Raw genomic sequence first — 25,382 nt, 5'->3', positions numbered from 1 at the left:
GGGTATTTCGTAATGAAATCGAAAAAAATATTATCTGTCTTAATGTCTGCAGGATTATTAGTTACGCTTGCCGGTTGTAGCAATAGCAACAACAATAATTCATCTACACAAAATTCTAATCAGCCTGCTGACTATGTAAAAGGAGTTTCTTTAGATAAACCGCTAAAAGTGGACAAAGAGGCAGGTACTGTCACAGTACTAACTAAAGTTAACGGTAAATATTTCGAGCAATCTACTCGTCATAATTCTGTTGAACAAAGCGGAACTAATGGTGCTAAATCTATCTTTACAGCATTTGCTAAACCGGAAGATTTTTACAACGCACTTATCGAAATCGGTGCTAAACCCGGTGAAAATATGAATGCTAACAATGCGGAAACTACTCATGTTGAAGGTGATATAATCGATACAAAAGTAACTTGGAACGGTGCTAACAAAGATTATGATATTAACGAAGTAGTAAAAGATAGCAACGGTAAAAAAATTGAATTCCATTTTGGCGGAAACTTAAAAAATGCTAAAGAAAAAAATACCGGTTGTCTTTCTTGCCTAGATAGTTGTCCGGTGGGTATCATTTCAAATTCTACTTACACTTATGGAGCTGTTGAAAAACGTAAAGAGGTTAAATTCACCGGTAACCAAGATGTTTTACCGGAAGACGGAACATACGTTGCTGTTATTTACAGTGTAAAAAAATAATTAATTAAATTTATATTCAGTCGGAGTATCTGCTGTTCTGATACTCTCGACTTTTATTTTAAAAGATTGGAGAGATTTAATGAAACGTTTAAGATTACTATTTTACTTCACTACTATTGGAATAGCCTTAGGTTATTTTTTTGCAGTGTTGCTGTCATTTTTCGTTCAATATGCAATGTTAGCTGATGAAAGTCTTATAATGTATGTTTGGACGCTATATGGTATTATGACAGGTTTTGTCTTTAAAAAAATCGGCAACAAATATGGATTCTTCATTATTGAAGGACTTGTTTTAATAATGATGCTTATTGCCGGTAGAATGAATATTCTATTTTATATTACTAAAGAAGCACTTGGATTAACGTCAGTTAAACAGATTCATACACCGCTTCTTGTTATCATTGTACTGGTAAATATTATTAACTTCTATATAGTCTACACTCGTTCTAAATATCAAAAAGTTTATAGTCGTGAAGAGCTTAAAAAAATTAAGGAAGAAGAGGTTAAACTTAGTGACTTACGTGAAGTAAATCCGGAAGAAGAAGCTAAACGTAAAAAACAACGTAGAAATGCACGTATTATTACTATTGTTGCCTTCGCACTGTTCTTTGCAATTTATTTTACTGTCCCTAGTTTTAAATCAGGAATTAACACGGCATTTGCAACGCTATCACAGTTTGATACTAATGCTGTTATTGAGTATCTTCGTAGTTGGGGAGCGTGGGCAGCCGTAGTATCATTTATTTTAATGATTTTACAATCAATCGCCGCTCCTATACCGGCATTCTTAATTACATTATCTAATGCTGCTATTTTCGGTTGGGTAATCGGTGCTGTCCTTTCTTGGTCATCTGCCATGGCAGGTGCTGCTGTGTGTTTCTATATAGCACGTGGTTTAGGTCGTGATGTTGTTGAAAAATTAACAAGTAAAGGTGCTATGGCCAGTATTGATGTTTTCTTCGAACGTTATGGAGATCGTGCTATTTTAATCTGTCGTTTATTACCGTTTGTATCATTCGACTTTGTCAGTTATGCTGCCGGTTTAACCAATATGGGATTCTGGAAATTCTTTATTGCGACAGGTATCGGACAACTTCCGGCAACTATCATTTATTCTTATGTTGGAGGTACACTTTCAGGCGGAGCAAGAAATCTGTTTATAGGTTTAATGTGTCTATTCGCCCTATCTATCGTAATCGGTATTATGAAAAAAATATACAATGATAAGCACAAAAAAGAAGAAGAAAAACAAAAAACCGGTGAAATGGTAAAATAAAATTATAAGTAATTTTCTAAACTATTTTAAAAAAACTAATTACACCTCTTTATGAAAGTGTAATTAGTTTTTTTTAATAACTAACTCCTGTTTGAGTTAATTGCGAAGTAAATAAAAATTTATTTATATCTATCGTTACATTATTTTTATCTAAAATAAGATTTGATGCTATAAAAATTTTAAATTCTCCTGTTTTATATTCTGTAAAATTATTTCTATTAGAAAAATTTTTCTTTGCTAAAATCGTAATAGCTTTTCTCTTTCTTCCTCCTCAACATAATATCTCATCTAAAGTTATAATTATGTTATATCTTTGTTTTTTTACTAAATATTCTTGTGCCTTTTTTGTAACAGTAATCGTCATTATATCATCTCCTTAAAAATAATAATATTTTTTATAACTACTCTATAGCTTTAAGTGCTTCTACCATATTTACTTTTTTCAGTTTTCTGTGCATGATTAACGTTACAACTATAGTTATTAATATAGTAACTCCTGTTGCCAAGGCATAGACAATAACAGGTACTCTACTACTAAACATCATATTCCTTCCTGCCAGTTCCAAGATTATTCTTAAATATAATCTATAGCCGAGATAATTCCCCAATATTATTCCAACACCGCTCAAATAGAATATTTCTCTAAAAACATATATCGTCACTTCCTTTGGATAAAAACCAAGCACTTTTATCGTTGAGAGTTCTCTAATACGTTCTGAAACGTTAACATTAATTAAGTTATACAGCACTACTAATGCCAATGTTACTGAACAAAGTACCATTACTGCCACAATAATATCTATACCTTTTATAAAATTATCCAATGTTTCCTGAATTTTTGAATTATCACTTACGCCAACAATATCTTTATTATTTTTTAATGTGTTTGTTAACTCTTCTACTACACCACTGTTTTCATTTGTTTTTATTAAAAATGTATTGTCCTGATATTTTTTACCGAACACAGTTTCATAATAATTTTTATTTATATATATAGTATGACCGAAATAATTTTTATTAATCGCTCCTACTTTTAAACTATATTCCTTATCATTAACGATTACCGAAAAATTATCACCTATATTCAGTTTATGCAAATATGCCAGCTTTTCATTAATCACCGCACTATCTTGAGGTAAATCCAATTCCTTTGAATTATCTTTTAATGATATATAATCTTTGTAGTTACTTTCGTCTAAGGTTAGCAACTGAATACTGTCCAATATCTCATGATTTTTTTCAATAGTGGCTAACTGCATATTCACTTTTGCACTTCTAATTACATTGTTATTATTATTAATTTCATTTTGAATATTATCGACATCTTTTTCATCAATATATGGATTATAAGTAGCTGCTATATCAACTCTATTTATAACTTTGAATTGTTCGTTAGATATGTCTATGACGCCATAGCGTATTCCAAAACCTATAAACATTAGCGCTAAGCATCCCGTAACGCCAAAAATAGTCATAAGCATTCTTATTTTATAACGAAAAATATTTCTAAATGTTACCTTTCTTAAAAAGGTTAATCTTCTCCAAATGAAAGAAATTTTTTCTAAAAATATTCTACTACCTCCACTAGGTGCTTTAGGTCTTAACAAATAAGCACTTTTTTCTTTAAGGTTTTTTCTAAGTGGTATAAAAATTGATAAAATTATACAACCTACAGCTATACCAAATGCTGATATTAAAATTAACGGGCTGTAGACTGATACCGGTTTATTCAGCGTGAAAAATCTGGCATATGAATTATAAACCACCGGTACAATAACTAAATAAGCTCCTATTATACCTAATATTGTTCCAATTAAAGTTGATAACACCCCATAAATATAATATTTTTTAGAAATTTGCCAGTTGCTGTATCCTAAAGATTTTAATGTTCCTATATTTATCCTATTTTCATCTATCATTCTGGTTAAAGTCGTCAATGAAACCAAGATAGATACTACAAATAAAAATATAGAAAATACATTAGCTACAAAAGTTAAACTGGCAGCTGAATCAATAAATTGAGCATAATTTTTCAATCCTCTAATATTTTCAACATTAAATCTTGGATAAGTTTCATTTTCTAAACTTCGTTTTGCTACATTAAGCTGTTTTTTATTCTCTTTAATTTTCAATTCCGATTCAGTTATTTTTTTTACTTGTTGATTATACTGATTAATATCAATATTTTTTAGTGCTTCCACCTGATTTTTTGTATCTTTTAGAGTTTTTTCCGCTTCAATTATCTTTTGCTCATTTTCCTGCAATTTTTTCTTATTAACTTCTAAATAATTTTTTTCATCTATTCTCTGCTGTACTTGAAGTTGCTCTATTAAATTATCTCTACTTTTATTTACTTCTTTTGTGTAATTTTTATCACTATACTTATATTTAATATTTGTTAGTTTTATGTTTACTCCGGTTGCATTTTTAAAAGAAAAATTTTCTTTAATTACATAACCGAAGTAATCTTTATTCGCTAAGTTATGATTTGAAACTTCAATATGATCTGCCCCTTGAACAAAACCTACCAGTTTATAACTTGTTTCTTTTAACTTATTTTCGTCGCTATCATTTTGATTGAATGTGATGGTATCACCGATTTTATATTTATTTTGCAATGATTCCACCAATGCTATTTCCTTATTATTTTTAGGGAGTTGTCCGGAAGTTATTTTTGGTGTTGCTAATTTTTCAGGTAGCGATTCTACGTTTAAATAATCACCATTATTATTTATCTGCAATTTTTTTATATAATACTTTTCTAATTCTGAAATGTTATCTAATTTTTTTATAACATTCAGGTCATCATCACTAATTCCAAAATTATGTGTAATTCTTAAATCATAAAAATTGTATTTTTCAAGGTGTTTATTGTAGGTATTTTCCATAGTTGGAGATGTTTCTTTTAAACCGACGAATATAAAAACACCTAAAAACATTATTATCATTATAGAAATAAATTTTGCTTTTGTTTTTAATATTTCTCTAAAAATGTCTTTATTTATTGCTTTCATAACACTACCACTCTATTTCGTCTATACTTTTTGGATTTTTATTGATAATAATATCTTTTACTTTTGCATCATAAATTTCTATTACCTTATCCGCCGCTTGTGCTATTGAACTGTTGTGAGTAATAATAATAACCGTTTTATTTTCATTTTGACAATACTCTTTTAAGATTTTTAGTATACTTTTCCCTGTTTTATAGTCTAACGCCCCTGTCGGTTCATCACAAAGTAAAACATCAGGATTTTTAGCTATTGCACGTGCTATAGCTACTCGTTGTTGCTCACCGCCGGATATTTGACTTGGGAAGTTATGTAATCTATGTTCTAAGCCAACAATTTTTAATATTTCTTCAGCCGATTTTGGACTCTTTACTATTTGTTCAGCCAATTCTACATTTTCCAAAACGGTTAAATTCGGTATTAAGTTATAGAATTGGAAAACAAAACCAATTTTTTCTCTACGATACTTTGTTAATTCTTTATCATCTAAAGCTACTATTTCCTTACCAAATATTTTTATTGAACCCGATGTTGCTGAATCCATACCTCCAATAATATTTAACAGGGTACTTTTCCCCGCTCCGCTGGGTCCTAATATAACAACAAATTCCCCTTCGTCTATTTCAAAATTTATATTATCGTTCGCAATTACTTTGTTATCATTTTCTCCGTATTCTTTTACTAAATTTTTGACTATTATTTTTTTCATATTATCACTCTTTCAATCGTATTCCCTTTTATTATACCATATAATTTACATAAAAAATAATCCCAAAATCTAATTGATAATGGGATTATCCTTTAATTTTTTCTTATCGAATTTCTTTGATACGAGCAGCTTTACCACGTAAATTACGTAGATAATACAATTTAGCACGTCTAACTTTACCTTTACGTACTACTTCAATTTTCTCAACTTTTGGAGTATGAACAGGGAATGTTCTTTCTACACCAACACCGTTAGAAATTTTACGTACAGTATATGTAGCAGAAATTCCGCCACCACGACGTTTAATAACTACTCCTTCAAATTGTTGGATACGTTCACGTCCACCTTCTACGATACGAACATGTACTCTTACTGTATCCCCGGCTTTAAATTCAGGAATATCTGATCTTAATTGCGATTTAGTTACCGCTTCAATGATTTTGCTCATTATTCTTTCTCCTTTTTTTACAAAATGCTCGTTATTAATGCTTGATTAACAGAGGAACATCGTAATTAATGCTTTCACATCCTGTCTATTGTATCATTTTTAAAACTAAATAGCAAGAAAAAATTGAAAATTTTTATTAGTCAGCTAATTTTTTATTGTAAGTTAGGTTATAATAAAAAACTATATATTATTTCACAAATATTCCAGCAAGTTATACTTTCTTATTTTTTTACGATTTTTTTGAAAACTCCCTTAGCAATTTATCATTTTCCTTATAATTCGGATAAAATTTTCCTAATAACTTATAAAATCTAGGTGTGTGATGTGTTTCTAATAAGTGCGTCATTTCATGAACTACGATATGTTCTAAACATTCTATCGGGTATTTTGTAAGCTCTTCATTAACCCAAATTCTTTGTTTTTCTATATTACAAGTTCCCCAACGTGTCTTCATTTTTTTTATTCTAAGTTCGTTTACCTTAACATTCATTATTCTCTCATAATGTTTTACAAATTCTCTAGCCTCTGTTAGAAGAACTTGTCTTAACTTCCTACCCATAAATTTTTCTTTATCAGTTTTATCAGTAATTCCTAATATAATACTATTGGAGATAACTAAAAAATTTTTATCCGCATTTTCTACTAAAAGTTTTCTTTCTTTACCGAAAATATAAAATTTCTCTCCGGTTACATACTCTCTACTTGAATTGCTTTGGTTAATATTTTCAATTCTAGTTTTTACTTCTTTAATATTGTCACATACCAATTTTTTTATAATATAATTCGGTGTTTTGGGAGGTGCAGAGACTGTAATATTCCCATCTTTTTCAACTTTCAAATAAATATTTTTCATATTTTTTCGATATTTTACGATAATATCTAACTCTTCAACTGTAATATTTTTTTTCAAATTTAATCCCTCTTTAATTCATTCCCAACTAAAGCAGTTCCTATACGAATATGTGTTGCACCTTCCTCCAGTGCGATTTTATAATCATTGCTCATTCCCATTGATAAGTATTTACATGGAGCATAAGGTAAATTCAAATTTTTGATTCTGTCCCGTAGCATTTTTAATTCTCTAAAACAATTTCTCAATATAATTTCATCTTCAATAAACGGTGCCATTGTCATAAGTCCAACGACTTTTATTTTTGAATAGTTTTCTAATGATTTAATAAAATTCTCCGCTTCGTCGACTTTTAAACCGTGTTTACTTTCTTCACCGGATACATTCACTTGTACAAAACAACTAATTTCTTTTGTCGCCCTTTTATTGATTTCTTTGGCTAAATTTTCTCTGTCCAAAGCGTGAAAATAATCCACTTCATTTATCACATCTTTTACTTTTCTAGTTTGTAAACTACCGATTAAATGCCACGTATAATTTGGAAAAATATTTTTTCTTTTACTATAATTATCCGATCTATTTTCTGCAAAGTTTGTTATTCCTGAATTTATCACCTCCGCAACTCGTTTATCAGTTACATATTTTGTTACTGCTATTAACTGCACTTCCTCAGGATTTCTACCCTTTTTCTTACATATTTTTCTTATATTATTTTGGATATTATTAAAATTTTCTCTAATATTCATTTAATTATCACCTTTTAAATGTTTTATTGTTAAAGAGCATAACCAAGACAAATATGTTCGCCTTAATTACACTCTTTGTTCTTTGTTTCTTGTTAATATAATTCTAAGCCCTATAAGGAAATAAATTATACAGCTAATAAATAATATTCCTAAACTGAATACCAACAGCACAACACTGTATAACAGTAATAAAAATGCTACGATATTATGATTAATGCCTTTCTTAAATAACATAAATATCATCAAGAGAAATAAAACTATTAATAACGCAAAATATATCCAAGCAAGCTGTCCCATTACCTGAAAAATAAAATGCATATCTTTTGTTGATACATTTGCACTATCTTGTGTAAGTTTTGTTTGTTCTCTTATCTGATCAACAATTTTCGTGCGTAAATATTCATTACCAACATAATTTTTAAATAATTTTATAGTAGTTCCCAGAAAAATTATATAAATTACGTAAACTACACCGGCTATAAGTAATAAAATCTTCTCTAATTTATCAAGAACCATTACTTCGCACCTTTTTTATCTTTGCATTTTTTGCAAATACCATAGAAAGATAACGAATTATCCTGAACCTCAAATTCATACTCTTTTTTCATATACTCTATCAATTTATTAAATATTGGATTTGAGACTTTTTCTATTACATTACATTCTGTACATATTAAGTGGTGATGTAATTCTTCATTATTTGCTTGTCGTAGATGATATTTTGAAACACCGTTGTTAAATGAAATCTTCTCTAAAATTTTCAAATCATAAAATATATCTAAAGTTCTATAAACTGTAGCAATCCCAATGTCCGGAGTTTTTTCTTTCAGAATAAAGTACAATTCCTCCGCACTTAGATGCTTATCTTTATTTTCTATCAAAATCTCAACAATTTTTTCACGTTGTGGGGTTACTTTGTATGGTGATTTTTGAATTACTTTTATTATCTTCTCAAAAATATTCATATATTATAATTTTCCTTTCCTTGTTTTTAAATATAATAATGCCAACATTGTTTTACTATCTGTTATAACATTATCATCCAACAATTTTATCGCCTCATCTATAGGATATTTTTTCAAATTAATAAATTCATCTTCATCAGGATTTTGCTCACCTGCGTATTCCAAATTGTCTACATAATAAATGGTGATTAATTCTGAACTATACCCAAGTGCTACATGGACATCACAGATTTTTTCCAATCTATCTTCCGTTACAACATAACCGGTTTCTTCTTGAAGTTCACGTACTGCTGATTTTTTCTTATTATCAGCTTCTCCGTCTTCTAATTTACCCGCGGGTATTTCCAAAGTAACGCTGTCTATAGCTTTTCTATATTGCTCTACCAAAATCACCTCATTATCTTTTGTTACGGCAAGTATCGCTACAGCCCCTCTATGATTAATCAATTCTCGTGTTGATGTTTCCCCATTAGGTAAACTTACAGTATGAATTTCGACATCTAAAACTTTTCCTTTAAAAATTTTTTTCACTTCCACTGTTTTTTCTTCTAGGTTATTTTTTACGGTGTTGTTTTTCATAAGCTTCTCCAAATATTAAATTTTATATTCAGCAAAATCTTTTGCAATATAAGTATTACATTCCTTTAGCAACTGACTTTTCACTTCATTTTCAATAATTTTATCATATCTTGCACTAATATGAGTTAAATATAGATTTTTAATATTATTATTTTTTACCAAATTCTCTACATCAATTACACTTAAATGAGCATTTTTTTTAGCTAAGTTATGGTCTTTTTTATCTAAATATGTACATTCAGTAATGAATACATCACTTCCTTTAACAAAATCTCTCAACTCTATAAAATACCTTGTATCCGCTATGACGGTTATGACCTTTCCTTTTTTATCTTCTGATAAAAAATCTGTTGAATTATAAGTTTTTCCATTAAATTCAAAAGTATCTGCATCTTTTATCACCCGATAAAAAGGTCCGGGTTCTATACCGAGTGATTTTAATCTCTCAACATTTAAACTACCTTTTTGATCTTTAAAAACCATCTTATACCCATAACATTCTACATTATGTCTTAATGGGTAAGCATAAACGCTCAAGGTTTTATTATCTATTATACACTGTTCGCTAGAAAATTCAATAAATTTTATATTATAACTTAGTGAACAATATGTGAATTTCAAATTCATTAAAATATATTCTTTTATACCGACCGGCCCGTATATTTCTAAATCTGTACTTTTTTTATCCAACAAAAAACTTCGTGATGATAAAAAACCGATAAGTCCCAATACATGATCACCATGAAGATGACTTATAAAAATTTTTTTTATTTTGGTAGGTTTTATTGTTGTTTCCAATATTTGATGTTGTGTGGCTTCTCCACAATCAAACATCCAACACTCATGAAGTTCCTGCATAAAATTAAATACGATACTTTGAGTATTTCTAAATTTAGACGGTAGCCCCGCTCCTGTTCCTAAAAATTGAAAATTCATTATTCACCTTTATAATTTTACTATGAAGATCTGAGCATCTCCCAAGCAGGTAATAACGTGTTCAACCCCTGCCGGAACTTCCAACAACTCAAATTCATTTAAGATTTCAACTGTTTCTTCAAATGTAACTGTAATTTTTCCACTAATATTAAACAGTAATATATTTTTATTATTACTGTAAGAATCTGTTTGATTCCCTGCTTTTAAATTCATATGAACTACTTGATAACGTTCATGTTCTAATACTATTCCACCTAATAAAGCATTTTTATCTAATTTAACTTTTCTCATTTCTTATCTTCCTTTACGTTTATATAATCCATCTTCTTCAATCATTATTAATTTATTCTTAAACAATCTTCCCACAGCACGCTTGAAACTTCCCTTACTCATCCCAAAAACAGCTTTTATTTCTTCAGGAGATGATTTATCGGTGAAATCACAGTACCCGTTATTTTCGATATAATCAAGAATAGCCTGTCCATCTTTATCCATTCGTTCATAAGCACGTGGTAAAAATGAACCGTTTATTTCTCCGTTATCCTTTATCCCAATAACTCTAAGCGATACTTTTTCTCCAAGACGAGGCTCAAGTTCACGCTCCGATTCATGAACAAAAATTTTGTATCCATCTTTTGATAACAAGAATGTTCCTACTTTCATTAAACGATATGGGTATGCTTCCAAGTCTTTATTTTTTAAATTTTTTGTAGCTTTTGAATAAAGTGTTGATACTATTGTTTCCGTTGCAAGACGAGCAAAAAGTTGCCCTGTATAGTCACGACGCAATGTTATAAATAACTCATCACCTTCTTTTGGCCAAACACTTCGTAATTTTGGCAAATCTTCTGCCAATAATGGAATTTCTCGAGAAAAACCTATATCCAGACCTACCCTGTCTTCTTCTACTTTTACTACTTTGCTAAAGGCATATTCTCCGTAAGTAACTTCCGGAATATTAGGCGTTGAAAATAATTTTCCACTTCTTGAAGGATAAACAAACATTGAGTATTCTTCTCCTAGATTATAATTATTCAAGCTATCTACATCCGATTCATTACAATTTATTTCTTCTCCGTTTGGACCTTTAAATACAAGAGAAGAACTCTTTTTTTCTACAAGTTCTAAAAAATGAATTTCTCCCGTTATAAACTTAGTATCTTTTTCCATCTAATACCTCTTTCTTTTTATTATTAAATACTCATAAAAAAAGGTTGATACCTAATATCAACCTCTCTCTTCTTAGTTAAAAGCAGTATCAGGGCATACTTACTCAACTTCGCTCTTTATTTGTTTTAATTGATTTAATTGATTTACTCTAATTTCTTTTGGAAGAAATCTTCTAATTTCATCCTCGTTATATCCTACTTGTAATCTTTTATCGTCTACGATGATAGGTCTTCTTAGCATTCCCGGATTATCACGTATAATTTTATACAAATCTTGTATTGACATACTATCTATATCTAAGTTCAACTTTTGAAAGGTCTTAGATCTAAATGAAATAATGTCCTCTGTTCCGTGTTCAGTAATTGAGAGAATATTCTTTATTTCTTCCGTTGTCAATGCTTCAGAGAAAATATTTCTTTCTACAAACTCTATATTATTTTCCACTAACCAAGCCTTTGCTTTCCTACAAGAAGTACAACTAGGCGATGTAAACAATGTAACTACCACCAGCATTCACACTCCTTTATAAAAATAACATTAATATTTTTATAATCTATATACTCCTATATTATACTATATAAGTTATACTTTGGCAATATTATATTTAAAGAAATATTTTAATGTTTACCAAAAATAAGTATTGGAAACTAGTGTTAATTACTGTAGATTTTACTTTTTATTTTCTTTACGACGTTTGGCGATTAATAACATTCCTAATACTCCCAAAGCTAATCCTGAAAATGATAAATCTGTATTTTGTCCTGTATTAAACAGTTTTTTTATCGTTCTTTCATTAGTATTCAAATTGGATTTTTCTGGTAATATTTTTTTAAATTTATCCTTTTGTTTTGATTTTATTGATATATTATTAATTGCACTTACTCCCGCGTCTTTCGCTTTTGTCACGTCTTCGTTTGTTGTTGCTTCGTCTATTGCTTTATTCGCTTTGTCAGCTTCTTCTTTTGCTTTAGCTTTCGCCGCTTCTTTTTCTTCTTTTGTTCCTTTACTTGCTTCGATTTCTGCCTCTTTTTCTTTAAGTATTTTGGCAATATCAAGTTTTTCTCTATCTTTTGTTAATTGAAGTTCTAAACTATTTATTGTAGCTTGATTAGCTTGATCTTGCACAGGTGTTTGATCTGTTTCCGCCAAAATTTTTTCGGCTTTACTTATGGTATTTTGCAACGCATTCCACGAATCTTTTGTATAATCTGACTGTTTTAAACCTGTTAATGAATTTTTTACAGTTTCTAGATTCTTACGAAGTTCTTCCTTGTACATTTTAACAGTTATTATTTGTGTATTTACTGTTTCTTTTCCTTGATTTTTTGTTTTGATACCACTTTGATTAATTACCATACCATTGGTTTCATAATTTACAATTCCTTCCAAACTTTCTTTTATCGGTGTATCAGCCGGTAATTGAAGTTTATAAGAAATTGTTTTAGATGTATGACTTTCAACTTTACCGACATTAACAGTTAACTCTCCATTAGATTCGGTGCCACCTGAAAGTACCTTCGCACCTTTTGGTAGTTTCACTTTATAGATTGTGTTAGCTGATGATTCCCAGCCTTTATTTTCCACTTTAACAGTTACGGTAACTTCAACCGTTTTTGCTATTTTTGATGATGAACTTACCTCATAATTCGTTTTGGTTACTTGGGATACTATATAAGAACCGCTGTTAACACGAACATTACTTACTACACCACCTGGATAAACTTTTGTTTTATTCTTGGTATCAAATTTATTATTATCCGTGTTTGCATGGTTATAATTGTCAGCATCCTCAAATGTTATTCGAATTCTTTTTACTGTTTTTGGAATATTAATAATCTTTCCGTCAAATTTCCCAAAGTTTTGAAAACCACTCCAATTAGGAACTCCGCTATATAAGATATTACTTAGATTATCAGCATCTGAAACAGTTAATTTTGCTCCGGCAAAACCATAAGCTGCTCCAAAACTTGAAGAATTGTATTTTACCAATAATTCAGAACCAGGAGTAACATCAAACTCCTGATATATGCCACCTATTGTATCAACTTTGGTAGTACCAGGATTACCTTGATTTGTTTTTTTCTCAGTATACCCACCCAAAACAGCTCCATATGGGGCGTTTGAATCAGAGGTATTTGAACCATAATCTGATTTTTGAGCATTAGCTATAGGTATTTCCGTTTGTTTAGTCGGATCTACAACTTTCCATCCTGCTACTTTATCTTTATCATTTGTCACTATATTAGTTGATCCTTGGGGCAATTGTAATCCTTGCCCTTGTTCAAAATTACCATTAATAATATTAAGTTTTTTTTCATTTTTGTGATGAGTGTCGTCTTTAGCTTCTGTTTCATTTACAGAACGAAAACTTGATGTTCCCATTCTTAAACTTTTATCCAATATACTATTAGATTCTATATTAGTTTTACTTGCCTGTATGTCAGATTTATCAGTCTTATTCCCTTTTATTTTAACTGATGTCTCTCTGTAATTATCCTCTTTTTTAGATTCTAGTTTAGAATTTACTATAGTTACCAATGATTGGTAAGCACTATCTATTTCCTTTTGAGAAGTAGCAGTTGACGAAATATTTTTTGCTTCTTTTAATTTTTGTTTTAAAATATTTATGCTTTCTTCCGTTTTATTTTTATAACTGCCATTTTCTAATTTTTCCTGAATATTTTGTATGTAAGCTGTTAATCGATTTTTTTCTAGTTCAACATTGGTAACTGCGGATACTTTCTCATTAACAGTTTTTTCTTCTGCATGGGCAACTCCCCCTACTCCTAGAAAAATTGAAGCAGCTACCGCTACCGAAGCCGTTCCTATAGTAAGTTTTTTTATTGAATAATGATTAAATTTTTCCCCTCTTTTTTCTAAATATAATTTATAATTATTTTTTCCAATTGTTTACATATTATATATCCTTTCATTTTATAACACTATGTTCAATTATCCTACTTTTTTCTTAATTTGTCCATAAATTTTGATATAAATATTTTGATATTATCGTTATAAAGTATTAACATAGTTAAAAAAATTTATAATAATAAAATATAAACTTGGATATTTAATGATAAAATTAAAATAAAAATAACGTTTCCAGAAAATAAAAATATAATTAGTTTAAATAATTTTATATTTAAAACAACGATAAATAATTTTAACCAACAAACTACTATAAAATGTTTTTTGCTCATAGTTTTATTACTAACTATATATACTCATCACAATATACACATTATAATACTAAATAAATTTTTGAATTTAATTTGAAAATTGTACATTTGTAAATGATGTGAGACAAAAAAAGTAAAAAATAAATACCAGATATAATAGAATTACATAGAAGCTAGCTTCTATGTAAACCGTATGAAGCCCCCGACGTAAATTACATTATTTTATTAGATTTGCCAGCTTTAATTCCTTAGAGAACATTTCGGATTTCTAAAACTTATTTGTCAAGGATTTGAAAAAGGCGTAGCCCTTGTCCTTGACAAATAAGTTGTGAAATCTATTATCTAACAAGGAATTAAAGCCGGCATATTTTTATAGACTCTTTCCGTAGCTCTTTTCTTTTTTCAACAGGAGAAAGCCAATTTAAAGTCTGCATAGGAAGACGGTTAGAGCGATATAGATACTTTTTCATCTGAGATATAAGATCATCATACGAAAAGAAAGATAAATGCCTGTAAAAACGTTCATTATCATTTCTATGACTACGTTCAACCTTACCGTTATGTCTAGGAGTTCTAGGTCTAATAAGTTGATGTTTAATGCCAAGATTATTACACAATACATCAAAAGGGTGTATTCGTTTAGTATCTTTAAAATGCGTAAATTCAAAACCATTATCAGTTTGAATTATCTTGGGTTTATACCCAAAATAATCAATAGCCATTTTAACAAATTGAACAGTAGAATATGATGATTGTTCTTTAAAAGGGAAAATAAATCTTTCCCTAGTAGCTTCATCAATAATAGTATATTGATAAAATTTATCAGGAATTTCTCCTACATAACAACGTTTAGGAACATATTTCACATCAAGTTGCCATTTTTTACCAATTTCAGTAGGTGTGTCATAAGGTTTAGGTTTATAAGGAATTACTTTTTTCTTAGTATCTTTATAAAAGCCTAATTTTCTAAGCACTCTAAATAAAGAACAAGGATGTCTTTTATAACCTTTGTTGAATTTAAGTTTAGCATATAATTCAATCATAGAAATATTAGGATTACGTTTAATAAGATTTTTAATCCAAGACAATTCTTCAACTGTATGGGCGTTAGGGTGAATGGAATGAGGTCTATGAGACTTATCTATAAGAGACTCTTTAGTACCGTCATATTTTTTATTCCAACGCAAAAGAGAGGCTTTTGATATTTTATAGCGCCTACAAACAAAACGAATAGAGTTACCGTTTCTATAAGTTTTAACTGCAGCTATTCTTGTTTGTAAAGTATGAGGTATATATCGTTGTGTTTTTTCTATATTTTCTGTTATAATAGTTTTCATAAGACTAAATTCCTTTTTTTGATTTGTAGGTAACTTCATTATACAGGATTTACTCTTCTTTTTTTTATTATATGTCTCACATCTATTGTAACACTACAAAATTTTTGAATTTAATTTGAAAATTTTTTTGACAAACTATTACTATTTATGTTATTATATATAGGTAATGCCAGCATGGCGGAATTGGCAGACGCACTGGACTCAAAATCCAGCGATGGTGACATCGTGCCGGTTCGACCCCGGCTGCTGGTATAATTAGAGAAAATCAAAACGGTTTCTCTTTTTTTTATCCAACTATTTTGTTTTACAAAATACCATAGATATGTTAGTATATTGTTAAACAAAGTACCCAAAGGAGATATTTATGAAAATTAACACATCTCAAATACTGAAAGGCACGCTCGAAGCATGTGTACTTAGATTAATTGAAAATAAGGATATGTACGGTTATGAAATAACTGAAGAACTAAGTAAATTTGGGCTTGAAATGGTTGCCCAAGGAACTATATATCCCCTCCTTTTAAAATTAGAAAAAGAAAAATTAATATCCAGTTATCTTAAAGAAAGTACCGATGGGCCTCCTCGAAAATATTATACATTGACATCTGAGGGTAGTGAATATATTGATGAATTTTCTCATGTTTGGCATCAAATATCAACTGCAATTAATAATATTTTACAACAATAAAGGAAATACACATATGGAAATATCAACATTAATTAAATACAATAATAAACTAAAACACCAATTAACGAAAGAAAATAAAAAACATTTTGATGAACTCTTAGTCTTTCTACGAACCAAATCCTTTTTTAAGGATGAAAAACAACTTGAAATAATATTACTTGAGATAGAGCAAGATCTTATTATCTATCAATCACAAGGAAAAACATTTATCGATGTTTATGGGGACGTCAAAAACTTGGCTAACAGAATTATTAATGAATTATCCGCCGCACCATTAAGACAAATATTACGACCTCTCATGATGTTAGCTTTAATATTTCTTAGTATAAATATTATTCCATATCTTTTTGAAGATAATATTTATCCGATATATACATTAGCAAGCAGTGTTACAAATATAATATTAAGTATATTAGCATTATATATTGCTTTTACACATAATAGATGGTACATTTATATATTTTCAGGGTTCTTACTCAGTATTTCTTTTACTATAATACCGCTTCTTACAACATACGGTTATCTTAATGTCTTAAAAGCATATTCTATCCCACTAACACCATTTATTACAGAAATTATATTATTTTTATGTTTAATTACAGTCGTTTATACAATTTTAAATTTTAAAAAATAAAAAGTTCGCCTAAGAGAAACAAATTTAGTTTTAAATTAAATATGTTTCTATTGATTAATTTTTTTAAACTTGTTATAATAATTAAACACTAATTTTAGGAGTATATTATGGGTAACAATTCTATTTTTGATAAATTAAAAAAAGCTGAACAAGGGGCTAAGTTAAGTATTTTATCTTACTTAATTCTCACATTAATAAAACTTTCCTCCGGGTATTTATTTTATTCATCCGCATTGGTAGCCGACGGAATTAATAATGCAACGGATGTTATATCTTCGATTTTTGTTTTAATAGGTCTAAAAATTTCCAGAAAGCCTGCTGATGACGATCATCTTTATGGTCACTTTCGCGCTGAGCTTATTTCTACCCTAATAGCTTCATTTATTATGCTTTATGCCGGTATTGAAGTGATAATTTTTGCAATCAGAAAAATTATCACCCACAGTTATGAGCAACCTAATATGCTTTCTGCTATTGTTGCCCTTATTGCAAGTAGCATTATGTTTAGCGTTTATTTTTATAACACCAAACTGGCAAAAAAACTCGGCAGTAAATCATTGAAAGCAGCTGCTCTTGATAATCTTAGTGATGCTTTGGTTTCTGTCGGTACGCTTGTCGGTATTGTTATGACTTACTTCGGTATTCCTATAGCAGATTCGATAGTCGCAATAATAGTCGGAGCATTAATAGTTTGGACCGCTATTAATATATTTAAGGAAGCAACTTATGTATTAACAGATGGCGTTGATACTGAAACTATAGAAAAAATTGAGGCAATATTGCATAATATTGACGGTGTCATGTCTATAGTTGATATTAAGGGTCGTACTCATGGGCTACTTTATCTTATTGACATCACAATTACCGTAGATCCTAATTTAAATGTTAAACAAAGTCATGATATAACTGTTAATATAGAACGAAAATTAGCTAAAGAATTTTACTACTGCGAAACGCTAATTCACTTAGAACCTTACGGTATACAATGCCACAAACATTAAATAATTTAAAAAGCGATTAATAAAGTAATATGGCTGAAATTTTTTACTTACTTTATTGATTAGCTTTTTTATTTGTACTCTGTTATATGTTATGATATTTTTAACTTTACTTGTTTGACAAATCATCAAGGTATCAGTATAATTAGTGTACATTAGAATTTATAATTTCATTTTTGAAATTATTTTTAAAATTTAAAAATTTTTGCGAGGGTATTATGACACACGCTAAAGCAATTTTTTTTGGAGAGCATGCTGTTGTCTATGGATACAAAGGAATTACTATTCCACTTCCTGAGATGCAAGTTGATGTTACTTTAAAACAAACAAATACTGTTCAACAACGTGATAAAATATTAGATTTTATAGCTAACCGTTGTGATATTGATAAAACAACTGAAATTAATATTAACAGCACTATACCCGTAGGACGAGGTCTTGGCTCTTCTGCGGCACTTAGTGTTGCAATAGCTCGTTCAAAAAATATAACTGATGTAAAAACTATTGCCAACGATTGTGAAAAATTTATCCATGGAAATCCCAGTGGAATTGATGTTAATCAAGTTTTAAGCGACAGTCCGCTTCTTTTTTCTAAAAAGGACGGTTCTGAAATTTTGAATTTTTCTTTAAACAGCTTTTTACTTATTATTGATACCGGAGTTGTCGGTATTACTAAAAAAACATTAAAACACATAAAAGATAATTTTAAACAATACAAAAAATATATTGATAATCTTGGAAAAATTACAGATGAAGTAATTCCTTATTTAAAAGATAAAAATATTGATGTTATCGGTGAATATATGTATGAGTCTCATAAATTACTTCAAAAACTCGGTGTTAGTCATAAAAGTAATGACGAAGTTGTTGAAATTTGCAAAAAAAATAATGCTAAAGGTGCAAAATTAACCGGTGGTGGTGCCGGCGGATGTTGTATCTGTCTTAGTGATTCATTAAATAATGCAAGAAAAATTCAAAATTCGCTTAAAGAGAAAGGATATAACTCATGGATAGTTACAGTCTAGGTTATGCCAACATTGCGTTGGTAAAGTATTGGGGGAAAAAATCAAAAAATCCCGTTTTACCATTTAACCCAAATCTTTCACTTCGTTTAGACAATTTAATTTCAAAAACAAAAATCGAAAAAAGTTTATCCAATGAAGATGAGTTTTACATTAATAATGAAAAACAAAACAATGATGAAGTGAAAAAAATAATTAACTTTATTTCAAAATTCACTCCGCATGATAGAGAGAAAATCTGTATAAAAAGTTACAATACCGTACCTACTGCAGCCGGTCTTTCTTCCAGTTCCAGCGGTACTATGGCGTTAGTTCTTGCTTGCAACAAATACTTTAATCTTAATAAAACTACCAAAGAACTAATCGAAATATCTAAAGAAGGATCAGGCTCTTCTTGCCGTAGCTTTTACAAACTTGCTTCTTGGCTTGAGGACGGTAGTGTTGAGGAACTTTCTTGTTCACTTGATTTTGGAATGATGGTTCTTGTTGTTAACGAGAATAGAAAAAAAATCTCAAGTCGTGAAGCCATGGAACGTTGTGTTCAAACTTCTACCAATTTTTCCAACTGGGTTAATCAGGCAAAAAAAGATTTTGCAGCTATGAAAGACGCTCTTGAAAATAATAATTTTGAAAAAATCGGTGAAATAACGGAAAGAAATGCTCTACTTATGCACTCAACAACCAAAACCGCAACACCCGGTTTTTCATTTTTAACCGATGAAAGTTATCAGGCTATGAATATAGTAAAAAAACTTCGAAACAGCGGCTATCGTTGCTATTTTACAATGGATGCCGGTCCCAATGTTAAAGTTCTTTATCTTAAAGAAGATCAAGAAATATTATATAAGGAAATTTCTAAATTATGGAACAAAAAAATAATCATGTGTATGGAGTAGCTTATGGAAAACTCTATATTGCCGGTGAATATGCTATTTTAGAAGATTACTCAAAAGCAATCTTGCTCGGAGTTTCCAAAAAAATTACTGCCATTATAGAACCAAGTGACACAACTACTATTTTCGATACATTGTACAATAAAAAAATAACTTTAGATGAAGATAATAAAGATTTTCACCTTATACAAAATTTTATTAAATTTACTCAGAATTACTTAAGAAGTAAAAATTCATTTTCACTTACTATTTTAAATGAGCTACATGGAAAAAACAGCAAATATGGGTTAGGTTCTTCAGGGGCTGTTCTTGTTGCTATTGCTAAAGCAATGTTTAATTTCGAAAAAATTGCTTTTGACGATTTATTAATTTTTAAACTCGTTGTTCTATATAATATTAAACATAATATTTGCAGCTCTATGGGAGATGTGGCAGGGAGTTTAACACAAGGTTTAACTTATTACGAAAAATTCTCACACAACAAGCTTTTATCACTAATAGAAAAAAGTAATTCCGATAAAGAAGTAATTGAAAGTCCTTGGCATGGTCTTATTATAAGAAAAATATCAACGAATATACCGATAGAACTTTTTGCTCACTGGACAGGAGATTCTATTGATACAAGAGAACACATTAAACTTTGGAACAATAATAAAAGTAGTAAAATAGATAACTACTCAACTTTTATCAGGCAATCAAATACTTTAGTAAGTGAACTGTATTTAACATTTTTTACTAATGATGTTAATACATTTTTAAATACTATTAATAAAATCCGTAAAAATTTATTATTTTTAGAGAGTTTTTCCAATATCCCAATGGAAACTGCTCCAATGAAAAAATACATAGAAAAATTTCCGGCTGGAAAACAAAGCGGCTCCGGCAGCGGAGATATAGTTTTAGGATTTAAAAACTCTGATAAACCTTTTTCAATAAATCTAATATTGAAAGAATTACAAATAAACTAAGACGTAGAGAGGAATATATATGAGAAAAAATGATCATATCCGACTTGCATTGGAAGATAAAACAATACTAACCAGCTTGGACAACTATGCTATTGACTATTATAGTGTTCCACGCTTTGGATTAGAAGATGTTGATACCTGTACGAATATTTGCGGTATAAGTTGGCAATACCCATTCTATATTAACGCTATTACAGCCGGTGGTAAGGAATGTAATAAAATAAATCAGGATTTTATAGAAGTAAGTAAAATATGCGGAATAAAATTTTTCCCCGGCTCTTACTCTCCGGCATTAAAAAATAAAGAAGATGCACATGCTTACCCTAAAGGATATTCTGTCAATCTCGGCTTAGATAAATCGGTTGATGATATATTAGATGCAATTAAACAAACAAAAGCACAGTATCTTCAAATGCACACAAATCCACTCCAAGAAATGATTATGCCTGAAGGAGATCATAATTTTGAAACATGGTATTCCACACTAAAAACGATTAGCGAAAAATCTACCATACCTATTATCTTAAAAGAAACCGGCTTCGGTATGAACAAAGAAACAATAGAACTAGCTATAAACTTAAACATATCTGCTGTTGATATTAGTGGAAAGGGCGGAACAAATTTTGCAAAAATCGAAAATGGTCGTCGAGAAAAAAAATCCGGTTACTTAGAAGAAATTGGTTTAACTACAGCAGAAAGTTTGGAAATTGCAAAAGAATACCGAAATAGAATTGATATACTGGCTAGCGGCGGTATTAGAAATCCTCTTGATGTGATTAAATGCCTTGCACTAGGAGCAAAGGCTGTCGGAGTATCAAGGATATTTTTAGAAATTTTAATCAATAACGGAAAAGAAGCATTAATAGAAGAAATAGAACATTGGAAAAAAGAATTAAAATTTTTAATGATTTTAATGAATGCTAAAAATATACCTGATTTATACGGGAAAATACGAAAAGTACGTTAAAGAAGACGCTTAAATGAGTTTAGTTTAAGGGTTGTATAATAAATACGGGGCATGGGGAAAATCCATACCTCGTATTGTTTTTTAATATACAAAAAGACAAATATCCAATATAATTAAAGTGCAAAAAAATAAACTATGAAAGGATATCTGTCATGAATAATTTTAACACAAAAACAAAAGAAATAAAAGAGGGAGAATTCATTAAAAACCTACTACAAATAAAAGATAAAAATATAACTATTGAGAAAACACATAACGAAACTATAAAAAATAATCAAAAGTACTTTGTATTCAAAGGTACCTTAACATATAAACCCAAGAAGTGTGAATGCTGTGGTTGTCTTAATAAAGGTTATACTGTAGTTAAAAACGGCTTTAATGAACTTACTAGAATTAATCTATTAAAAATATCAGGTATCCCTGCTTATTTGGAACTAAGAAAGCAACGTTTCAAGTGTAAAACTTGTAATAAAAAATTTGTAGCTACTACTTCTTTTGTAGATAAATACTGTAGTATTTCTAAAAATGTTAAGTTTTCTATAATGAGTGATTTAGCTGATACTTTATCTTTTAAACAAATAGCCAAAATGAATAATGTATCGGTTAATACTGTTATAAGAACTCTTTATAAATGTAAATCCCATGTAGACATTCTTAACTATAATACCTTACCTGAGTATTTATGCTTTGATGAGTTAAAGTTTACTAAAGATAGTAAAAATGGTATGAGTTTTATTTTTTTAGATGCTTTAACTCATGAGATTATTGATATAGTTGATGGTAGAACTGAGTATATTTTAAATAATTATTTTTCCAGATTTTCTAAAGAGGCTAGAAGTAATGTTAAGGCTATTTGTATTGATATTTATACTCCTTATATGAAGTTGATTAGAAATAAGTTTCCTAATGCTGAAATTGTTATAGATAGGTTTCATATTATTCAAAATGTTAATAGAGAACTTTATTCAAAATGTTAATAGAGAACTTAATAGAACTAGAGTTAAGCTAATGAATATTTACAAAAAACAAAAAGGTATTAATTATACTCTTTTAAAAAATAATTGGAAGTTAATATTAGAAGATGAAAGTAATGTTACTCATGGTAGGTTTTTCTTCAATAGGAGTTTTAGGAGTTTAGTTACTAGACGTGATATTTTAGATTATTTATTAGGATTAGATTGTATATTTAAGGCTAGCTATGAGAGAGTTCAGGATATTAGATATGCAATAAGGTATAGAAATGAGTTGGAGTTTAAAGAATTAATTGAAAAATCTACTATCGATTTATCTGATGGTGTTAGTAAGGCTATTAATACTATGAGAAAACATAAAGGGTATATGCTTAATAGTGTTAGGTATTCTATTTCTAATGGTTCTTTGGAGGGTATTAATAATAAGATAAAGGTTTTAAAGAGAGTTTCTTATGGTTATAATAGCTTTTATAACTTTAGATTACGCATTTTAGTTGTTTCTAGGTTATTTGTTTCTGAGTATAAAAATAATATTTCTTTTAAGGGCGTTTTGAAAAATGCCAAGCAACACTGCATTGCTTAGCATTTTATCCTTATTTTTTCTCATGCCCCGTATTTGACACAGAGCCAGTTTAAGTATCTTCTTTATTTTCTAATTTAGCAATCCTCTTAACTGCTTTTTTTAAATCTTCATCCATTTTTAATATTTTTGTTTTATTTTTTTGATTTTCAGCTATTAAATACCAGCATGATACTAATAACATAAAATTCAAACAAATTATTGCAAACATATATTCTCCTTTTTTTAAACTTGGCATTTATAAAAAATTCCTACTTGAGAATTCAAGTAGGAATATACCTATCAAAATAAATCTAAAAGAGGGAAATCTTTAGACTATTCCTTAATAAATTTTTACAATTTACCAATTAGTATTTACGTTTTCTAGCCGCTTCAGATTTTTTCTTACGACGTACGCTTGGTTTTTCGTAGAATTCACGTTTACGAACTTCTTGGATAGTTCCATTTTTAGAAACAGCACGTTTAAAACGACGTAGTGCATCCTCTAGTGATTCATTTTTACGAACTACAGTTTTTGACATTGGATTTCCCTCCCTCCGATAAAAAAAAGTCTAATCTTAATACAATCAAACGACCGTAAATTAAAATAAATACATAAAAGTCATTTAATTAATTCGATTGCTTAAGCAATCTACTTAAACATTGTATTATATAATCAAGGTATTGTCAACCTTAAAGACAAAACAAACCTATAAAAATAATAAAAAATATATATAATTTTTATCAAGTTTTTAAGTAATGATAAACTATAATGAAAATTTTGTTAGCTAACTTGGATTAATTATAAAACCGATACAACTCTTTTATAATGAAATGTTTTTGATAAAGCTCTATATTATCTTTCCTTTAACCACTTTTTAAATTCTTCTATAAAGTTTGAATATTGTTTTTTATTTTGATAACTTGGGATTTCTGCTAAAAACACTTGTTTAGGAAGCAGCTTCTGTTCTTTTTTAGTTATTAAAATAATAACTTTAACTTGCTCATCAGTTTTAAACATTTCTACAGGTAATGTTATCACGGCATTAAGATTAATATCTTTTTCTAAAAATTTTTTAAACTTATTATCAAGTTCCAAAACCTTTCTAGAAACTACCAATATTCCAATTCCATCATCTTTTAAATAGTTTACCGTTTGCTCTATAAAAAGAAGAGAATTAAGGCTATAACCATTATTACTACATAATTTATAATTTAAGCTGTTGTCAATATCAGCATAATATCCAAACGGAACATCGCTTACAATAATATCCTGTTTTTTTATATCTAACGGTTTTAAGACATCTTGATTAATAATATCAACATTCGTTTCCAATAAATTAAAAATATTTTGTTGAAGTTTAACATAATTATTATCAACATCAATCGATGTTAATCTTTTCTCTCCGTTGCTTAAAGCTGCAATATTTATTAAAAAATTTCCACTCCCACTTGCAAAATCTGACACACTTATACTTTTTTCACCGAAAATACATTCTATTAAATGAGAAACATACATTGTTATTATTTCCGGGGTAATGCTGTAGCTTGGATCATTAAGTTCTTTTAGTGACTTCAATAGAAGAAATTGATACGCTTTTCTTATAGTTTCTTTTGAGTAATTATCAACTATTTCAAAATAATCTTCATCTTTTTCTAATGATAAATAATTTATCAATGATTCAAAATAAGTATTATTACTTCTATTTTCTTCCGTTTTTCTATCAATCTTGAAAAATAATTCTTCTAATTCCGACAATTTTCTCACTCCATAATT

At 29.1% G+C, this 25,382-nt stretch carries 28 protein-coding genes, 1 tRNA gene and 1 pseudogene; 12 read left to right on the top strand and 18 right to left on the bottom strand.

Annotated elements, in window-relative coordinates; translation table 11 throughout:
• Positions 1-12 precede the first annotated feature (12 nt).
• Entirely contained in the window at positions 13-699 is a 687-nt protein-coding gene (locus BQ7358_RS01325) for a YdjY domain-containing protein (RefSeq protein WP_062172877.1), read from the top strand.
• Between the two features lie 79 nt (positions 700-778).
• On the top strand, positions 779-1,975 hold the full coding sequence (locus tag BQ7358_RS01320) for a TVP38/TMEM64 family protein (protein ID WP_072520121.1): 1,197 nt from the start codon (positions 779-781) through the stop codon (positions 1,973-1,975).
• Between the two features lie 401 nt (positions 1,976-2,376).
• Here BQ7358_RS01320 and BQ7358_RS01315 read toward each other — a convergent pair whose 3' ends face one another.
• The 15 genes and pseudogenes from BQ7358_RS01315 to BQ7358_RS01245 form a co-directional block, all read right to left on the bottom strand.
• Complete coding sequence (locus BQ7358_RS01315) at positions 2,377-4,989, bottom strand: FtsX-like permease family protein (RefSeq protein ID WP_072520120.1); 2,613 nt, start codon at positions 4,987-4,989, stop codon at positions 2,377-2,379.
• A gap of 4 nt (positions 4,990-4,993) precedes the next feature.
• Positions 4,994-5,695 carry an ABC transporter ATP-binding protein gene (locus tag BQ7358_RS01310; protein WP_062172872.1) on the bottom strand — a complete coding sequence of 234 codons (702 nt, stop codon included), beginning with the start codon at positions 5,693-5,695 and terminating at the stop codon, positions 4,994-4,996.
• A gap of 103 nt (positions 5,696-5,798) precedes the next feature.
• The gene (rplS, locus tag BQ7358_RS01305) at positions 5,799-6,143 is read right to left on the bottom strand and encodes a 50S ribosomal protein L19 (RefSeq protein WP_062172870.1); all 345 of its coding nucleotides are present in this window, start codon (positions 6,141-6,143) and stop codon (positions 5,799-5,801) included.
• Between the two features lie 229 nt (positions 6,144-6,372).
• On the bottom strand, positions 6,373-7,053 hold the full coding sequence (locus BQ7358_RS01300) for a M48 family metallopeptidase (protein WP_062172868.1): 681 nt from the start codon (positions 7,051-7,053) through the stop codon (positions 6,373-6,375).
• Between the two features lie 2 nt (positions 7,054-7,055).
• A complete protein-coding gene (locus BQ7358_RS01295) occupies positions 7,056-7,739 on the bottom strand; it encodes a YggS family pyridoxal phosphate-dependent enzyme (RefSeq protein WP_062172866.1) in 684 nt (227 codons plus the stop codon).
• Between the two features lie 66 nt (positions 7,740-7,805).
• Entirely contained in the window at positions 7,806-8,255 is a 450-nt protein-coding gene (locus BQ7358_RS01290) for a DUF4064 domain-containing protein (RefSeq protein WP_062172864.1), read from the bottom strand.
• Entirely contained in the window at positions 8,255-8,704 is a 450-nt protein-coding gene (locus tag BQ7358_RS01285; protein ID WP_062172862.1) for a Fur family transcriptional regulator, read from the bottom strand. The genes BQ7358_RS01290 and BQ7358_RS01285 overlap by 1 nt, the downstream gene beginning before the upstream one ends.
• Positions 8,705-8,707: 3 nt before the next feature.
• Positions 8,708-9,283, bottom strand: a complete 576-nt coding sequence (locus BQ7358_RS01280; RefSeq protein ID WP_062172860.1) for an NUDIX hydrolase — start codon at positions 9,281-9,283, stop codon at positions 8,708-8,710.
• Between the two features lie 15 nt (positions 9,284-9,298).
• Positions 9,299-10,219, bottom strand: a complete 921-nt coding sequence (rnz, locus tag BQ7358_RS01275; RefSeq protein ID WP_062172858.1) for a ribonuclease Z — start codon at positions 10,217-10,219, stop codon at positions 9,299-9,301.
• Positions 10,220-10,228: 9 nt separating this feature from the next.
• Entirely contained in the window at positions 10,229-10,510 is a 282-nt protein-coding gene (locus BQ7358_RS01270; protein ID WP_062172856.1) for a cupin domain-containing protein, read from the bottom strand.
• A gap of 3 nt (positions 10,511-10,513) precedes the next feature.
• Positions 10,514-11,389: a CvfB family protein gene (locus BQ7358_RS01265; protein WP_062172853.1), complete on the bottom strand. Its 876-nt coding sequence runs from the start codon at positions 11,387-11,389 to the stop codon at positions 10,514-10,516.
• Positions 11,390-11,488: 99 nt separating this feature from the next.
• Positions 11,489-11,902, bottom strand: coding sequence for a transcriptional regulator SpxA (spxA, locus tag BQ7358_RS01260; RefSeq protein WP_021752501.1), 414 nt, complete (start codon positions 11,900-11,902; stop codon positions 11,489-11,491).
• A gap of 156 nt (positions 11,903-12,058) precedes the next feature.
• Positions 12,059-13,927: a SasC/FmtB family protein gene (locus tag BQ7358_RS01255; RefSeq protein WP_072520119.1), complete on the bottom strand. Its 1,869-nt coding sequence runs from the start codon at positions 13,925-13,927 to the stop codon at positions 12,059-12,061.
• A 234-nt stretch (positions 13,928-14,161) separates the two neighbouring features.
• Positions 14,162-14,296, bottom strand: a pseudogene (locus tag BQ7358_RS09255) (YSIRK-type signal peptide-containing protein); the annotation flags it as partial.
• A gap of 625 nt (positions 14,297-14,921) precedes the next feature.
• Positions 14,922-15,905: a DDE-type integrase/transposase/recombinase gene (locus BQ7358_RS01245; protein WP_072520188.1), complete on the bottom strand. Its 984-nt coding sequence runs from the start codon at positions 15,903-15,905 to the stop codon at positions 14,922-14,924.
• Positions 15,906-16,073: 168 nt separating this feature from the next.
• Here BQ7358_RS01245 and BQ7358_RS01240 point away from each other — a divergent pair.
• The 10 genes from BQ7358_RS01240 (at position 16,074) to BQ7358_RS08870 (ending at position 23,629) form a co-directional block, all read left to right on the top strand.
• Positions 16,074-16,157 (top strand) — tRNA-Leu (locus tag BQ7358_RS01240).
• A 112-nt stretch (positions 16,158-16,269) separates the two neighbouring features.
• A complete protein-coding gene (locus BQ7358_RS01235) occupies positions 16,270-16,593 on the top strand; it encodes a PadR family transcriptional regulator (protein ID WP_082729112.1) in 324 nt (107 codons plus the stop codon).
• 13 nt (positions 16,594-16,606) lie between these two features.
• Complete coding sequence (locus BQ7358_RS01230; RefSeq protein WP_062172848.1) at positions 16,607-17,227, top strand: DUF1129 domain-containing protein; 621 nt, start codon at positions 16,607-16,609, stop codon at positions 17,225-17,227.
• Between the two features lie 107 nt (positions 17,228-17,334).
• Entirely contained in the window at positions 17,335-18,228 is an 894-nt protein-coding gene (locus BQ7358_RS01225) for a cation diffusion facilitator family transporter (protein ID WP_062172846.1), read from the top strand.
• 215 nt (positions 18,229-18,443) lie between these two features.
• Entirely contained in the window at positions 18,444-19,250 is an 807-nt protein-coding gene (gene mvk / locus BQ7358_RS01220; RefSeq protein WP_062172845.1) for a mevalonate kinase, read from the top strand.
• Positions 19,232-20,143: a diphosphomevalonate decarboxylase gene (mvaD, locus tag BQ7358_RS01215; protein WP_062172843.1), complete on the top strand. Its 912-nt coding sequence runs from the start codon at positions 19,232-19,234 to the stop codon at positions 20,141-20,143. The genes mvk and mvaD overlap by 19 nt, the downstream gene beginning before the upstream one ends.
• The gene (locus BQ7358_RS01210; RefSeq protein ID WP_062172841.1) at positions 20,110-21,108 is read left to right on the top strand and encodes a mevalonate kinase family protein; all 999 of its coding nucleotides are present in this window, start codon (positions 20,110-20,112) and stop codon (positions 21,106-21,108) included. The genes mvaD and BQ7358_RS01210 overlap by 34 nt, the downstream gene beginning before the upstream one ends.
• A 19-nt stretch (positions 21,109-21,127) precedes the next feature.
• A complete protein-coding gene (fni, locus tag BQ7358_RS01205) occupies positions 21,128-22,075 on the top strand; it encodes a type 2 isopentenyl-diphosphate Delta-isomerase (RefSeq protein ID WP_062172839.1) in 948 nt (315 codons plus the stop codon).
• A 152-nt stretch (positions 22,076-22,227) separates the two neighbouring features.
• Positions 22,228-23,052 carry an ISL3 family transposase gene (locus tag BQ7358_RS08875; protein ID WP_062172723.1) on the top strand — a complete coding sequence of 275 codons (825 nt, stop codon included), beginning with the start codon at positions 22,228-22,230 and terminating at the stop codon, positions 23,050-23,052.
• A complete protein-coding gene (locus BQ7358_RS08870) occupies positions 23,021-23,629 on the top strand; it encodes a transposase (protein WP_231723783.1) in 609 nt (202 codons plus the stop codon). Before BQ7358_RS08875 ends, BQ7358_RS08870 begins: the two co-directional genes overlap by 32 nt.
• Before the next feature lie 49 nt (positions 23,630-23,678).
• Here BQ7358_RS08870 and BQ7358_RS01195 read toward each other — a convergent pair whose 3' ends face one another.
• The 3 genes from BQ7358_RS01195 to BQ7358_RS01185 form a co-directional block, all read right to left on the bottom strand.
• Positions 23,679-23,837, bottom strand: a complete 159-nt coding sequence (locus BQ7358_RS01195; protein WP_062174664.1) for a hypothetical protein — start codon at positions 23,835-23,837, stop codon at positions 23,679-23,681.
• Positions 23,838-23,973: 136 nt separating this feature from the next.
• Entirely contained in the window at positions 23,974-24,147 is a 174-nt protein-coding gene (gene rpsU, locus BQ7358_RS01190; RefSeq protein ID WP_003147339.1) for a 30S ribosomal protein S21, read from the bottom strand.
• Between the two features lie 314 nt (positions 24,148-24,461).
• Positions 24,462-25,373 carry a class I SAM-dependent methyltransferase gene (locus BQ7358_RS01185; protein ID WP_231723795.1) on the bottom strand — a complete coding sequence of 304 codons (912 nt, stop codon included), beginning with the start codon at positions 25,371-25,373 and terminating at the stop codon, positions 24,462-24,464.
• Between the last annotated feature and the right edge of the window lie 9 nt (positions 25,374-25,382).

Source organism: Gemella massiliensis (assembly GCF_900120125.1).
Classification (GTDB): domain Bacteria; phylum Bacillota; class Bacilli; order Staphylococcales; family Gemellaceae; genus Gemella; species Gemella massiliensis.
Note: the sequence above shows the minus strand (reverse complement) of the source record. Positions and strands in the feature narration are given on the sequence as shown.